Genomic DNA, 15,239 nt, shown 5'->3' on the forward strand with positions numbered 1-15,239 from the left:
TAGGGAGATGCGCTTCAGCCTGTCGCAGTGTCTCAACGGGTGTCAGACACCTTGGCAGCAGCCTCTTCTCAACGGGTGTCAGACACCTTGGCAGCAGCAAAAAAAGCCCCCGACCTTCACAGGCGGGGGCTTTTGCTTGGGATCAGGCCTTGGATCAAGGCCTGTCGTTCAGCTTATTTGGCGGGCGCCTTCGCGGCGGCGCCGAAGTCTTCGGCGATGCTGATGAACGTATTGAGCAGGATCTGCAGGTTGTCCTTGCCCAGACCGCCTTCGGCGTTCATGTCCATCTGCAGCACGGCCTGGTTCTTGTCATCCAGGTAGGCGCGGCTCCAGCGGTATTCCTGGTTCCAGGCGTTGATGGCCTTGAGCGTCATCGGCTTCTTGGTGGCGTACGTGGCGGTCGCGACCAGGTCCAGGCACTTTTCCGTGAAGTCGTTGCACAGGAACTCCAGACGCAGGTCGGTGGCGCCGGTGGTGCCCGGGTTCAGGACCAGCACGGGGCCGTCGGTGCCGTCGCTGCGGGTGACGGTGTAGCCCATGTCGTCCAGCATGTTGGCGACGTCGTCCAGGTTGAAATCCTGCATGACGCCGGCAACCGGCGCCGGGGCGGCGGGTTCGGCGTCCGGATCCATGCCGATGCCGGACAGCTCGTCGTCTTCGTCCAGGTCGTTCATGCCGGTGGCGCCCAGCAGGCCGCTGAACAGTTCCTCGGCGGGAATCTTCTGGCCGTTCAGGTCGCCCATGCCGTCGGCAAAGGTGAACTTGCCGACGATGTTGTCGCCGTCGTTCTTGCCGACATTCATCATTTCGGCCATGCCGGCCATCTGGCGAATGTTCTCGTCGGCGTCGGCCGCGGCCTTCTCGGCGGGTACGCCTTCGGTCTTGATGGCGTACTGCACCATCAGGTCCTTCACCATGGGCTTGGAGATCACCAGCGAGGCATCGATCTTCTTGATTGCCTGCACCGCAATTTCCTGCGGGGTCAGGTCCTTGGCGTTGGCCGGGTTGGCCAGGTCAAGCGTGAAGGTCAGCTTGCTTTCGCCCTTGGCGGTCTTCCAGCTCAGCGGATCGATGCTGAACGACGGATTGCCCGCCAGCAGCTTGCCGGCGTTGTCCAGCAGGACGTCGAACTGCTCGTCCTTCAGGCCTTCGTCGCTGGCGCCCAGCATGTACTGGCGCATGAGCTGGTTGTAGGTGTCCGAGAGCTGCTTGACGGCCTGGCCGTCCAGGCGGGCCAGCTTGATCACGGCTTGGCCGTTGCCCAGCACCACGTCGTTCACGGTCAGGTCGCCCGTCTGGTAGGCGGCCTGCACGTTGATGTCCTTGTCGTCTTCGGACAGCTTCACGCCGTAGCTGAAGTTGTCCAGCGCGACCTTCATGTCATCCGTGGGACGCAGCACGTCCACGCGCTTGATCTTCAGGTCCGAATTGCCCATGGAGATGCCGAACTTGCCCATGCGGCTGTCGACATCCATGGTCAGGCCCGCGATGGTCATCTTGATGGGGTCGTGGCTCTTGGAGCCGTCCACCGACAGCTTGTCGATCACGCCGTGCGCGGTGACGGCCTGCGTGGCGCGGTCGAACGTGCCCTCCATGCGCATGCCGCTGAAGTCGAGCGCGTTGCCGTCATGCGTGACGGCGATCGGTGCGATCGCGGCGGTGGACGTGGCGTTGCCGCTGTAGCTGACGATGGCGTCGCCCATCAGCGGGGAGACGTCCTTGGTCAGTTCAAAGACGGGCTTGATGTTGTCCGTCTTGGCGAGCTCGGTGTGGATGAACGCCAGCTTGGGCGCAATGGCGCCGCGCGACAGGGCGCTCTTGGGGAAGGGGCCGTGCTCGATGTTCGCGTCGAACTCGATCATGCCGGCGGGCAGGTCGTCCAGGCCCTTGTCGTTCTTGACGAGCGACACGCCATAACGCGCCTGCGTCGAGAACAGGCCGCGCTCGTACTTGAGCTGATCGATGCGCAGGCCGAACAGCGGGGTGATCTTGGCGAGCTTTTCGTTGGCCTGCGCCAGGTGGCGCTGCGCGTCCTCTTCGATGCGCTTGCCGGTGTACCACGTGGCCCCGACCCAGCTTCCCGCTCCCACTATGACCACGCCCAGGGTGATCGCTACGCTCTTTTTCATCGTTCTGCTTATATCGTTGATTGTCGAGTCATATCCGGCAGCGGCTTATGGCGCCACGCTCGTCCGCGCGAGCGGAACCGTCCGGGATACGCGTGTTCATCGGCCTGTCAGGCCCGCGGCGGAGTATACCGAGACGCGTGTCCCGCTGGACGCGCGCACAGTTACCGAAGATTTCAAAATGAAAGCCGGCGCCTGCGCGCCGGCTTTTTGTCGACAAAGCACCCAGATTTACAGGGGATCGAGCGGATAGATGGGACGCCGCACGTGATTGAACTCGACCTGGCTGTAGTCGGACGTCGTGACGCCCACGCCCGTGCATTCGATGATCTCGGTCGCCATGTCCGAGAAGCCCGCGCGCCAGTGGATGCGGCTCTTCAGGACGACATACCGCTTTTGCAGCGGATCGATGCCGGCCGACAGCAGGCAGTTGATGTCGAAGGGCTCCTGGTGGCGCGAGACGACCACGATCTCCACGCGGCCGGTGTCGATGACCACCGTCAGGCCGGTGTCGTTGCGCACGCCGCGATACATCGGGCCGCGGTTCAGGTAGACGCCGTCGAACACCAGCTTGACGCGGCCGGTGACTTCAAGCGGTTCGCTGGGCTGCTTGATGGCCGGCATGGGCAGCTTGCCGCCCAGCTTGATCGTGATGGTGTTGCCCACGCCCGCGGCGGCGGCTTCCTTTGCGGCCTGCGGGTCGCAGATCGCGTAGAAGACCACGTTGTCCAGTTCCTGGCGCAGCACTTCGGCCAGCACCGCGGTCGTGTCCATCGTGCCGCCCGAGCCGGTGTTGTCGTAGTGGTCCAGCAGCACCACCGGGCCTTGTTCGATGGTCTTGGCGCGCGCGATGGTGGGCGCCAGCGGTTCCGAATGGAACACCCAGTCGGCGCGGCCGTTCCACGCGCGGTCCAGCAGTTCGTCGCGATGCTGTTCGGCGGCAGCCAGGTTGCCGTCCGTACAGACCACGGCGCTCAGGCCCGCTTCGCGGATGTCCGCATGGGGAAAGCCCACGAAGACCGACGCCGCCAGCACGCCGCCGGCCTCGAGTTCCTTGCATCGCTCCTGCAGCGGCTTGTTGGGCGCGGCGTGCGTGCCCTGGCACATGATGTGCGGCAGCATGGGCTTGTTGGCCCAGGTCATCACCGGCTTGATCTCGCCCTTGAGCGTGCGGACGATGACGTTCGCGGCGCGCACGCCCGCATCGCGTATATCCACGTGCGGATAGGTGTGAAAGCCGCTGATGACGGTGGCGTTGCGCACGATGTCGTCGTAGATGTTGGCGTGCATGTCCAGCGTCACGGCAACGGGCGTCTTGGGATCGATCTCGCGCAGGCGGCGCAGCAGGTCGCCCTCGGCGTCTTCCACGCCTTCGGCAACCATCGCGCCGTGCAGGTCCAGCAGAATGGCGTCAAAGCCCCCGCGCTTGACCTCGTCCAGGATCAGCGTGCACAGGCGTTCATGCGTCTGCGCGCTGGTGGGGCCGCTGGGCCAGGACTCGGCCGCGACCGGCAGCACGATTTCCGCACCCTCGCGCCGGGCGACCTCGATGTAGCCGCCCAGGCCGCTGTCGGTGTTCTCGTAGGCCTTGATGGCGCGGTCGCCGGCCAGGATCTCGGGGCTGCCGCGAAAGAAGCGTTCAAGTGGGGTGGGCACGGGCGAAAACGTGTTCGTCTCGTGCTTGATCATTGCCAGAAGCCAACGCATGGGGAATTCCTGTGGGTTGCCGTGGAAAGTCAGTGTGCCGCGGGCGGCTGGGGCCAGGGGCGCTGCGCGGGGCGCATCCGTTCCCATGCGCGGGCCACGCGCAGCACGCCCAGATCGTCAAAGCGCGCGCCCGCGATCTGCAGGCCGATGGGCAGGCCCGCCTTCGTGTAGCCGCAATTGACCGAGGCCGCAGGCTGCTCGCTCATATTGAAGGGCAGCGTGAACCCGATGTGGTGCATCGTCGTGGCGACCTCGTTGGTGGGCGAGGGCCATTCGGCGTTGTAGGCCACGACCGGCGCCACCGGCGACAGCACGTAGTCATACGGCGCGCAGGCCGCGACGGTGCGCGCCCGCACGTTAAGCGTTTCGTAGTAGCTGCGGAAGACGTCTTCGCCGCTTTGCCCGCCGCCGCTTTCGGCCCAGGCGCGGATGAAGGGCAGGATCTTCGCGCGGCGTTCCTCGGACAGCGCGGCCAGGTCGATGGCCGAGCGCGTGCGCCAGAAGCGGTCCACGCCGTCCAGCATGCCGGGCGTCATCCACGGCTGCATGGGTGTGACGATGGCGCCCGCCGCCTCGAAGGCGCGCGCGGCGGCTTCAACCGCATCGCGGGTCTCCGGATCCAGCGGCAGTCCGCAGCCGGCGTCCAGCAACAGGCCGATGCGCAGGCCGCGCACGTCGTGTTCCAGGTTCAGCCAGTCGATCTCCTGAAACGGCAGGCTCATGTGGTCGCGCGCGTCGGGCTGCGACAGCACGCCCATCATCAGCGCCGTGTCGGTGATGGTGCGCGTCATGGGACCGGCGCAGCGGCCCATGAAGGGCGGATCGATCGGGATGCGGCCCAGGCTGGGCTTGAGCGTGGCGATGCCGCACCACGCGGCCGGCAGGCGCACGGAGCCGCCAATGTCGGTGCCGATGTGCAGCGGACCGTACCCGGCCGCGGCGGCCGCGCCGGCGCCCGCGCTGGAGCCGCCCGGATTCTTGGTCAGGTCCCACGGATTGCGCGTCAGATCATGAAAGCTGGACAGTCCGGACGACAGCATGCCGTAGTCCGGCATGGTGGTCTTGCCCAGCAGCACCGCGCCCGATTCGCGCATGCGCGCGGCGGGCGGCGCGTCGGCGGCCGCCGGGGTGAGGTCCGTGGCCGCGGTGCCCAGCGGCACGGGCACGCCGCGCGTGGCGATGTTTTCCTTGATGGTGGCGGGCACGCCATCCAGCGAATACCCGCCGCAGGCCTGCGGTTCGCCCTTCATCCAGCGGGCCTCCGACGCGCGGGCCATCGCCAGCGCACCTTCCGGATCCAGCGCGTAGGTGGCTTTCAGCCGGGGTTCCCAGCGCTCGATATGGTCCAGCACCGACCGCGTCGCCTCGACGGGCGACAGGGTCTTGCTGCGATACGCCTGCAGGAGTTCCTGGGCGGACATTTCATGCGGTTGCGGCATCTCGGTTCCAGTGGTTCGGAAAAGGCGTCAGGCGGCCGGTGAGGCGGACGGCAACAAGCCGGGCGCAATGGGCCGGAAGTTGCGGAAGTCCCAATCCCGGCCGGGGGCGGCGTCGATCAAGGCCCGCGTGTATTGGTGGCGCGGTTCGGTCAGCACGGTCTCGGCGGACCCGGTTTCCACCACCTGGCCGCGCTGCATCACCATGATGGTGTCGCAGATCTGCGCCGCCACGCGCAGGTCGTGCGTGATGAACAGCACGCCCACGCCCGTGCGCTCGCGCACCTGTTCCAGCAGTTCCAGCACCTGCGCCTGCACGGACACGTCCAGCGCCGACACCGCCTCGTCGGCCACCAGGATCTCCGGGTCCATGACCAGCGCGCGCGCGATGCAGATGCGTTGGCGCTGGCCGCCCGAGAACTGATGCGGATAGCGCCGCATGGCATCGGGACTCAGGCCCACCACGCTGAGGGTTTCGCTGGCGCGTTTGAGCGCCTGTTCGCGGGCCACGCCAAAATTCAGCAGGCCCTCGATGATGGATTCGCCGACGGTGCGGCGCGGGTTCAGCGAGCGGTACGGATCCTGGAACACGATCTGGATGCGGCGGCGCACGGGACGCAGCGCCGAGCCGGACAGCGTGCTCAGGTCTTCGCCGCCCATCATCATGTGACCGGCCGTGGGCTCGATGAGCCGCACGATGCAGCGCGCCACGGTCGATTTGCCCGACCCGGATTCACCGACGATGCCCAGGATCTCGCCCTTGCGCAGCGTCAGGTTGACGTCGGTGGCGGCGATGACGTGCTGGGCCGCCTTGCGCGAGAACAGCGAACCCTTGCCGCCGTAGGTGCGGCCCAGCCCCTTGACGTGCAGCACCGGGGTGCCGGTGGGCGGTTCGCGGCGCGACGGCACCAGGCTGGGCACCGACGACACCAGGCGGCGCGTGTAGGACTGCTTGGGCTCGGCAAGGATTTCGTGGCGCGTGCCGCTTTCGATCAGATCGCCGCGGTTCATGACGACGATGCGGTCCGCGATCTCGGCCACCACGCCGAAGTCGTGCGTGATGAACAGCACGGCCGTCTCGTGCTTGACCTGCAGTTCCTTGATGAGCGCCAGGATCTGCTTTTGCGTGGTGACGTCCAGCGCCGTGGTGGGCTCGTCGGCGATCAGCAGTTTGGGTTCCAGGATCAGCGCCATCGCGATGACGATGCGCTGGCGCTGGCCGCCCGAGAGCTGGTGCGGATAGGCGTCGTAGATGCGTTCGATGTCGGGCAGGTGGACCGACTGGAACATGTCCAGCACCTTGGCGCGGCGCTCGGCGGCCGACATGTTCTTGCGGTGCAGGCGCAGCACCTCGTCGACCTGCTTGCCCACCGTGTGCACCGGGTTCAGCGCGGTCATGGGTTCCTGAAAGACCATGGCCATGCGCGTGGCGCGCAGCTCGCGCAGGCGGCGCTGCGTGGCCGTGGCCACGTCCTCGCCCTCGACGCGGATGGAGCCCGCGCTGATGTTCAGGATGCCTTGCGGCAACAGGCCCATGACGGCCAGCGACGTGACGGACTTGCCCGAGCCGGACTCGCCGACCACGCACACCGTTTCGCCGGCGTGCACGTCCAGGCTCAGGTTGCGCACGACGCGGTTGCCCGCGCCGCCGACTTCGACCGACAGGTTGCGGATGGCCAGGATGGCGGACGAGGTATCGCCTGCGGGGGGATTGGGGGAATAGTTCATCGGCATCAGATCCTGCGCACCATTTTCGGGTCCAGCGCGTCGCGCAAGGCGTCGCCCAGGATGTTCACGCTGAGCACGGTCAGCGACAGGAACAGTCCGGGGAACAGGATCAGGCCGGGCAGCATGCGGAAATACATGCGGCCTTCGGACATGATGTTGCCCCAGGACGCGATCTCGGGCGGGATGCCCGCGCCCAGGAAGCTCAGGATGGCTTCGGTCAGCATGGCGGACGCGAAGACGTACGTGCCTTGCACCGTCAGCGGCGCGATGGTGCTGGGCACCATGTGCCGCCACAGCAGCAGCGGCAACGGCGTGCCCAGCGCCAGCGCGGCTTCCACATAGGGTTCGCCGCGCACGCTCAGGATCTGGCCGCGCACCAGCCGCACCACCCGGGGGATTTCCGGAATGGTGATGGCCACGAGCACGGTCGTGATGCTGGCGCCGGTGACCGACACCAGCGCGATCGCCAGCAGGATGCCGGGGATCGCCATGATGGCATCCATGGTGCGCATGATGGAACCGTCCAGCGACCGGAACCAGCCGGCGATGACGCCGATGACCAGCCCAAGGGCCACGCTGACCACGGCGGCGCCCAGGCCCGCGATCAGCGAGATGCGCGCGCCGTAAGCCACGCGCGACCACACGTCGCGCCCGAACGCGTCGGTGCCCAGGAAATAGTCGGTGAAGGGCTGTTTCAGGCGCCCGCCCGGGTTGAGTTGGGTGGGATCGACCGGGGCCAGCAGCGGCGCGAAGAGGGCGATGAAGACGATCGCCGCCAGCACCACCAGCGCGAGCATGACGGGCCAGCTCTTGAGTCCCTGGCGGATCTGCCGCCAGGCGGTGATGTGGGGCGTGCCGCCTCCGGGGAGGTCGGCGGCCGCCTGCGCGGCGGCGTCGGTTGGCGTTTGCATGCTCATGGCGTCAGTACCGGATACGCGGGTCGAACACCGTGTAGGCGCAATCGACAACCAGATTGATGAACACGTAGACGAACGCGAAGAAAAGCGTCAGGCCCTGGATGACCGGGTAGTCGCGCGCCAGCACGGCTTCCACCACCAGCCGGCCCAGGCCCGGGATGTTGAAGACCGATTCGGTGACGACGACGCCGCTGATCAAGAGCGCGATGCCCACGCCCACGACGGTGGCAATAGGCACTGCCGCATTGCGCAGCGCATGGCCGAGCAGCACGCCGGTTTCGCCCAGGCCTTTGGAGCGCGCCGTGCGGATGAAGTCCTCGCCCATGACCTCGATGACGCTGGTGCGCGTGATGCGCGCAATGAGCGCCACATACACGGTGGACAGCGCGAGCGAGGGCAGGATGAGCCGATGCAGGAACGGCCAGAATCCCTTCTCAAGCGGCGTGTAGCCCTGCACGTTGAACCAGCCCAGCTTGATGGCGAAGGCCCAGATCAGCAGGTAGCCGGTGACGAACACCGGCACCGAGAACCCCAGCACCGAGAAACCCATCACGGCGCGGTCCAGCAGCTTGCCTTGCCGCCACGCGGCCAGCACCCCAAGCGGAATGGCGACGAGCAGCGTGAAGACGAGCGTGAGCACGGCAAGGCTCATCGACGGTTCAAGGCGCTGTGCGATGAGCTTGGTGACCGGCACGCCGGACATGAGCGAGGTGCCCAGGTCGCCCTGCAGGAGCTTGCCGCCCCAGATGAAGAACTGTTTGACCACCGGCTGGTCCAGGCCCATCGTCTGCCGTATCTGGACGATACGTTCGGGCGTGGCGCCGTCGCCCGCCATGATGATGGCCGGATCCCCGGGGCTGAAACGCAATATCGCAAAGACCACCACCGCGACCATCACCAGAACGGGGATGGTCGCGAGGAGCCGGCGTGAGACAAATGCCAGCATGTATTTCCCCCTGTACCAATTAGGCCTGCGCGGACTGCATGCTGCGGCGCGCAGGCCCCGAGCCCGTCAAGGGGCCTTTTTGACGTTCCAGAACGCGAAGACCGGCGCGTGCACCAGGCCCGACAGCTTGGTCGAGTAGACGGTGGGCACGGACATCTGGCCCAGCGGCACGTACAGGCCTTCGTCGATGCCGATGCGCTGCACTTCCTCGGAGATCTTCTTCTGCTCGGCCGGATCCGACGTCAGCGCCATCTTGGTGCGCAGTTCTTCGATCTGCGGGAACTCGGGCCAGCCGAACCACGCGTTGTCGCCGTTGGCGGCCGCGGGAGCCGAACGCACGGGGTCCATCACGTCGGTGGCGTACCAGTTGGTGTTGTGGATGTTCCAGCCGCCTTCGGCCGGCGCCGCCTTCGAGGCGCGGCGCGTGGCCACGCTTTGCCAGTCCATCGCCGCCAGGTTGACGTTGAAGCCCGCCTTGCGCAGCGCCGCGGCCATCACGACGGGTTGGGCGGACAGCGTGCCGACGTCGGTCGCGTGCATGACGAGGATGGGCGAATTGTCGTAACCCGCTTCCTTGAGCAGCGCCTTGGCCTTGTCGATGTTCGACGGCACGATCATGTCCTTGCCGATATCGCTTTCCAGCGGCGTGCCGCAGCCCCACAGCGAGGCGCAGGTCTTCCAGTACTTGGGATTGCCGACCAGCGCCTTCATCACGTCTTCCTGGCCGATCGCGTACATGGCGGCCTGGCGGATTTTCTTGTTGTTGAAGGGCGGGTACTTGAAGTTGAAGCGGTACATCGTGAAGTAGCCGACCGGGCTGAGCGACTCTTCCTTCAGGTCCGGGTTGCCTTCGATCATCGGCAGCAGGTCGTACGGGAACTGCTCGACGAAGTCGATTTCGCCGCCGAGCAGCGCGTTGGCAGTGGTCAGCGCGTCGGGCATGACGTCCCACTCGACCTTGTCGACGTGCACGACCTTGCCGCCGGCCAGACCGCTGACGGGTTCCTTGCGCGGCACGTAATCGGCGTTCTTGACGTAGACGGTCTTCACGCCCGGCTTGAACTCGGCGACCTTGAACGGACCCGAGCCGGTCATGTCGGTGATGGGCTTGCCGATGGCCTGTTCGGCGATGCGCTTGGGCATCATGAACGGCGCGGTGCCGGTGGGCTTGGACAGGGCGCGCAGCGCCAGGTCCGTGGGTTCCTTCATGACGATGCGAAAGCTCTTGTCGTCAATGACTTCGATCTTGTCGGTGAACTTGAGCAGCGTGCGGCCCATGCCGTCGCCGCCGGCCCAGCGCTTGATCGACGCGACGCAATCCTCGGCGGTCACCGGCTGGCCGTCATGCCATTTCTGGCCGGGGCGCAGCGTCATGGTGTACGTCTTGCCGTCGGGCGAGACTTCCCACTTCTCAAGCATCTGCGGCTGGACCTTGTTGTCGGCATCGGTGGCCAGCAAGGTGTCGTAGATCATGTAGCCGTGCCACGTCGTGATGTAGGCGGTGGTGGCGTGCGGATCGGTCAGGCGCAGCGGCGAGTGCATCACCGTCTTGATGACGGTCTCGGCGTAGGCCCCGTGAGCCATTGCGAGAGTGACGCCGGCCAGCGCGGCCGCTCGGACAAACTTGAGCATGTATTTCCCCTTGAAGCGTAGTGAGCGGCGCGTGGGCCGCTACGTCGTTGACGCGCCGCGTTCAAGCGGCGCGCGAGGGTCAGGCTGTCGCTGCGGTCCGGCCGTCGAACACCGGTCCGCAAGGCGCCATTCTGATGCCGGGACGCAACCGTGTCCATGGTTGTTTTGCCGCATCCATCAGCATGGAACCGGGCGCCGCGCACACCAGAATCGTGTGCGCGATGGGCGTGAAATCGGCGCGAAAGTGCGCCGAGCTCTTGACCACCAGGATCGCGGCGCGCGTGGGCTCCACGCCGGCAAACCGGAACATCTCCTGGTCGGCCATCTGCACCTTGTTCGAGGCCAGGATGATGCGCACGCCGCCGATGCGCAGGCACGCGCTGGGGCCCAGATCCATGTGAAAGCCGCGATAGAACGCACCATGCGTATCGAAGCATCCCTCCGAAGTTTTCTCGACGATGAACTCGGTGTCCAGCGGTTCGTCGTGGGGAATACCCGAGTGTCCACCCAGTGCAATCCGCACCGTGTTGCCTGCACCGGCGCGGTGGGCGGCCAGCGCCGCGGCGGGGTCCACAATCAGACCAATGGCTGTGTCGCGCGCATCGTGGCGGATCAGCGCGCGCAGCACGCCGGTGGTGTCGGAACTGCCGCCCGCGCCGGGGTTGTCCTGCGCGTCGGCGATGACCACCGGCTTGGAGGCATCGCGCGCCAGCCGCAACGCTTCCTGCACGGCTTCGTCCGGCGTGTATAGCTTGCCGCCGAAGTCCTGTTCGGCATTCTGCACCGCACGCGTCATCTCGTCGGCGGCGGCATCGGCCTCGGCTTGCGTGATGCCGTAGGCCCAGACCGTGGGCGCGCATTCGGGAAAGTCCGCAGCCGGAAACCCGGTCGCAAACGAAACGCTGGCCGCGCCACGCGCTTCAAGATCGCCCACCAACTGATAAAGGCTGCGCGCCGGCTCGATGTCGGTGGACTGCCAGCACAGGGGAATCAAAAAGGGCAGGCTGCGCAGGGCCACATAATGACGCGGCATGCCGCCCAGCCGCTGCGCCAGCAGGCCGGCGGCGCGTTGGCCCGTCTCGGCCATGTCGATGTGGGGATAGGTGCGATAACAGACCAGCGCGTCGGCATGACGCACCATCGCGCGGGTCACGTTGGCGTGCAGGTCCAGGCTGGCGACGATGGGCACGTTGGGCCCGACCAGCTCACGCACACGCTTGAGCAGCTCGCCTTCGCCATCGTCCAGATGCTCGGTGACCATGGCGCCGTGCAGATCCAGATACACGCCATCCAGCGGCATGGCCTGCGACAGTCCTTGCAGGATCATCGCGCTGATGCGCTCGAACGCATCCCGGGTCACATGCCCCGAAGGGCTCGCCGCCGCCCACGTCGTGGGAATCAGCGCATGCTGCCCCATGGCCTCGATAAATCCCGCCACCGGAATGTTGGCGCCCGCCACCGCCTCGAACATCGCGGGGCCACTGACCAGCTTCGGCCACCCCCCACCCTTGTCCGCAAAATCCTCCCACGCCGCGCGCGATGGCGCGAACGTATTCGTCTCATGCTGAAAGCCGCCGATCCCGATGCGCATCAGGTTTCCCTTGTCGTACAGATAGTCGGAAGGCGCGGCGAAGCGCCGCGCAGTGTCAATGCTTCAAGCCACGCCCCTCAATCCCGAGGCAAGAACGACGCGCCTCAATTCATGCACGCCCTCCCCAAGCGGGGTCGCGCGGATCCGGGCTCCGCCGGTCCGCTGCGACGCCCCCCTGGGGGGGAGGCGCTGCGCGCCTCGGGGGGGGGCTCACTTAGCGACTGGCATGGTGAATTCGGCGCCCTTGGCGATGCTGTCGGGCCAGCGTTGCATCACGCTCTTGTAGCGCGAGTAGAAGCGGATGCCTTCCTCGCCGTACGCATGATGGTCGCCGAACAGCGAGCGCTTCCAGCCGCCGAACGAATGCCACGCCATGGGCACCGGGATCGGCACGTTGATGCCCACCATGCCGACCTTGATCTGCCGGGCAAACGCGCGCGCCACGCCGCCGTCCGACGTGAAGCATGCCACGCCGTTGCCGAACTCATGCGCGTTGATCAGTTCCACCGCGCTGGCGAAATCCGGCACGCGCACGATGCACAGCACCGGTCCGAAAATTTCTTCGCGGTAGATATTCATGGCGGGCTTCACGTTGTCGAACAGCGTGCCGCCCAGGAAGAAACCCTTCTCGTTGCCCGGCACCTTCAGGTCGCGGCCGTCCACCACCAGGTCGGCGCCGCAGGCGATGCCGTCCTCGATGTAGCCCATCACCTTCTTGCGGTGCTGCGCGGTCACCAGCGGGCCCATTTCGGCGTCCGACTGCATGCCGTCCTTAACGATCAGCGCCTTCACGCGCGGCGTGAGGCGTTCGACGACCTTGTCGGCCACGTCGCCCACCGCCACGGCCACCGAAATCGCCATGCAGCGCTCGCCCGCGGAACCGTAGGCCGCGCCCATCAGCGCGTCGGTCACCTGGTCCAGGTCCGCGTCGGGCATGACCACCAGGTGGTTCTTCGCGCCGCCCAGCGCCTGCACGCGCTTGCCGCGCTTGGTGCCTTCGGCGTAGATGTATTCGGCGATCGGCGTCGAGCCGACGAAGGACAGCGCCTCGACGTCGGGATGCGAGATCAGTGCGTCCACCGCCAGCTTGTCGCCGTGGACCACGTTGAAGACGCCGGGGGGCAGGCCCGCTTCGGTGAGCAGTTCGGCCAGGCGCACGGACGCGGACGGATCACGCTCGGACGGCTTGAGCACGAAGGTGTTGCCGCAGGCGATGGCGACCGGGAACATCCAGCACGGCACCATCATCGGGAAGTTGAACGGCGTGATGCCGGCCACGACGCCCAGCGCCTGACGCATGCTCCAGTTGTCGATGCCGCCGCCGATCTGGTCGGAATACTGGCCCTTGAGCAGTTGCGGAATGCCGCAGGCGAACTCGACGATCTCGATGCCGCGCATCACTTCGCCCTTGGCGTCCGAGAACACCTTGCCGTGTTCGCGCGTGATCAGTTCGGCCAGCTCATCCTGGTGCTGGTCCAGCAACGCCTTGAAGTTGAAAAGGACGCGGGCACGCTTGAGCGCCGGCGTTTCGGACCACGCCGGAAAAGCCGCCTTGGCGGCGGCCACGGCCAGCGCCACGTCGTCGTTGGACGCCAGCGGGATCGACGAGGAGATCTCGCCGGTGGCCGGGTTGAAGCCGTCGGCGTAGCGGCTGCTGCCGCCGTCGTAGGGTTGGCCGTTGATGAAATGCGAAATCTTCTTCATGGATGCAAGGCTCGGTGATTCGTCAAAAATGCGGCTGGGCGGCCTGGGGCCGCCCATGCGCGGGTCTGTGGCGCCGCGCGCCATGCGGGCGCGCGGATAAGGAAGGATCAGGCAACCTCTTTCAGGATCTTGCCGATCTGTTCGAAGATCTGGCCGATCTGGGCTTCGTCGATGATGAGCGGCGGCGAGACGGCGATGATATCGCCGGTGTAGCGCACCATCAGGCCGCTGTCGAAGCAGCGCTGGAAGACTTCGGCTGCGCGTGCCCCCGGGGCGCCTGCGCGCGGCGCCAGTTCAATGCCGGACACCAGGCCCAGGTTGCGCACGTCGATGACGTTGGGCGCGCCCTTCAGGCTGTGCGCGGCTTCCTGGAACGCGCCCGACAGCTTGCGGGCGCGGCCAAACAGGTCTTCGCGGCGATAGATGTCCAGCGTGGCCAGGATGGCGGCGGCGGCCAGCGGGTGCGCCGAATAGGTGTAGCCGTGGAAGAATTCGATGCCGCCCGCCGGGCCGTTGACGATGGCGTCGTGCACTTCGCGCTTGACCGCGACGGCGCCAGCGGGAACGGCGGCGTTGCTGACGCCCTTGGCCATGGCGATGATGTCCGGCGTCACGCCGAAGAACTCGGATGCCGTGGCGGCGCCCAGACGGCCGTACGCGGTGATGACCTCATCGAAAATCAGCAGGATGCCGTGCTTGGCGGTGATCTCGCGCAGCTTTTCCAGGTAGCCCTTCGGCGGAATCAGCACGCCGGTGGAGCCGGCCATGGGCTCGACGATCACGGCGGCGATGGTCGACGCATCGTGCAGGGCGATGATGCGCTCCAGTTCCTCGGCCAGGTGCGCGCCCCAGGCGGGCTGGCCCTTCGAGTAGGCATTCTGCTCAATGTTGTGGGTGTGGGGCAGGTGGTCCACGGCGGGCAGCAGGGCGCCCGAGAACGTCTTGCGGTTGGCCGAAATGCCGCCCACCGAGATGCCGCCAAAGCCCACGCCGTGGTAGCCGCGCTCGCGGCCGATCAGGCGGGTGCGCTGACCTTCGCCGCGTGCGCGGTGGTAGGCCAGGGCAATTTTCAGTGTGGTGTCGACGGATTCGGAGCCCGAATTCGTGAAGAACACGCGGTCCATTCCCTGCGGCATCAGGCCCGCGACTGCCGTGGCGGCCTCGAAGGCGAGCGGGTGGCCCAGCTGGAAGCCCGGGGCGTAGTCCATGACGCCAGCCTGGCGGGCGATCGCCTCGACGATCTCTTCGCGGCCGTGGCCGGCATTGACGCACCACAGGCCCGCGGTGCCGTCCAGGATCTGACGGCCATCGGTGGACGTGTAGTACATGCCTTTGGCCTTGGCCAGCATGCGCGGTTGGGCCTTGAACTGCTTGTTGGCCGTGAAGGGCATCCAGAGATGGGACAGGTCGGGCAACTGGGCGGGGGCGTTCATGGTGACTCCAGGAGGGGGA

The 15,239-nt window shown here is 66.5% G+C and carries 10 protein-coding genes; all 10 read right to left on the minus strand.

What is annotated here, in order from left to right:
* Nucleotides 1-173: 173 nt before the first annotated feature.
* Nucleotides 174-2,129 carry a DUF945 family protein gene (locus tag RT697_RS00740; protein ID WP_313696534.1) on the minus strand — a complete coding sequence of 652 codons (1,956 nt, stop codon included), beginning with the start codon at nt 2,127-2,129 and terminating at the stop codon, nt 174-176.
* Between the two features lie 228 nt (nt 2,130-2,357).
* Entirely contained in the window at nt 2,358-3,833 is a 1,476-nt protein-coding gene (locus RT697_RS00745; protein WP_313696535.1) for a M81 family metallopeptidase, read from the minus strand.
* A 29-nt stretch (nt 3,834-3,862) separates the two neighbouring features.
* Nucleotides 3,863-5,272, minus strand: coding sequence for an amidase (locus RT697_RS00750; RefSeq protein ID WP_313696536.1), 1,410 nt, complete (start codon nt 5,270-5,272; stop codon nt 3,863-3,865).
* Nucleotides 5,273-5,299: 27 nt separating this feature from the next.
* Entirely contained in the window at nt 5,300-6,997 is a 1,698-nt protein-coding gene (locus tag RT697_RS00755) for an ABC transporter ATP-binding protein (RefSeq protein WP_313696537.1), read from the minus strand.
* A gap of 5 nt (nt 6,998-7,002) precedes the next feature.
* Nucleotides 7,003-7,908 (minus strand): ABC transporter permease, encoded by a 906-nt coding sequence (locus RT697_RS00760; protein ID WP_313696538.1) that lies wholly within the window; start codon nt 7,906-7,908, stop codon nt 7,003-7,005.
* Nucleotides 7,909-7,918: 10 nt separating this feature from the next.
* A complete protein-coding gene (locus RT697_RS00765) occupies nt 7,919-8,860 on the minus strand; it encodes an ABC transporter permease (protein WP_105240597.1) in 942 nt (313 codons plus the stop codon).
* 66 nt (nt 8,861-8,926) lie between these two features.
* A complete protein-coding gene (locus RT697_RS00770; RefSeq protein WP_313696539.1) occupies nt 8,927-10,492 on the minus strand; it encodes an ABC transporter substrate-binding protein in 1,566 nt (521 codons plus the stop codon).
* Between the two features lie 79 nt (nt 10,493-10,571).
* Nucleotides 10,572-12,083 carry a M81 family metallopeptidase gene (locus tag RT697_RS00775; protein ID WP_313696540.1) on the minus strand — a complete coding sequence of 504 codons (1,512 nt, stop codon included), beginning with the start codon at nt 12,081-12,083 and terminating at the stop codon, nt 10,572-10,574.
* A 210-nt stretch (nt 12,084-12,293) separates the two neighbouring features.
* Complete coding sequence (locus RT697_RS00780) at nt 12,294-13,787, minus strand: CoA-acylating methylmalonate-semialdehyde dehydrogenase (protein ID WP_313696541.1); 1,494 nt, start codon at nt 13,785-13,787, stop codon at nt 12,294-12,296.
* 107 nt (nt 13,788-13,894) lie between these two features.
* On the minus strand, nt 13,895-15,220 hold the full coding sequence (locus tag RT697_RS00785; protein ID WP_056559025.1) for an aspartate aminotransferase family protein: 1,326 nt from the start codon (nt 15,218-15,220) through the stop codon (nt 13,895-13,897).
* Nucleotides 15,221-15,239 lie beyond the last annotated feature (19 nt).

Origin of the sequence: Achromobacter sp. (assembly GCF_032113835.1) — a bacterium.
Classification (GTDB): Bacteria; Pseudomonadota; Gammaproteobacteria; order Burkholderiales; family Burkholderiaceae_B; genus Achromobacter.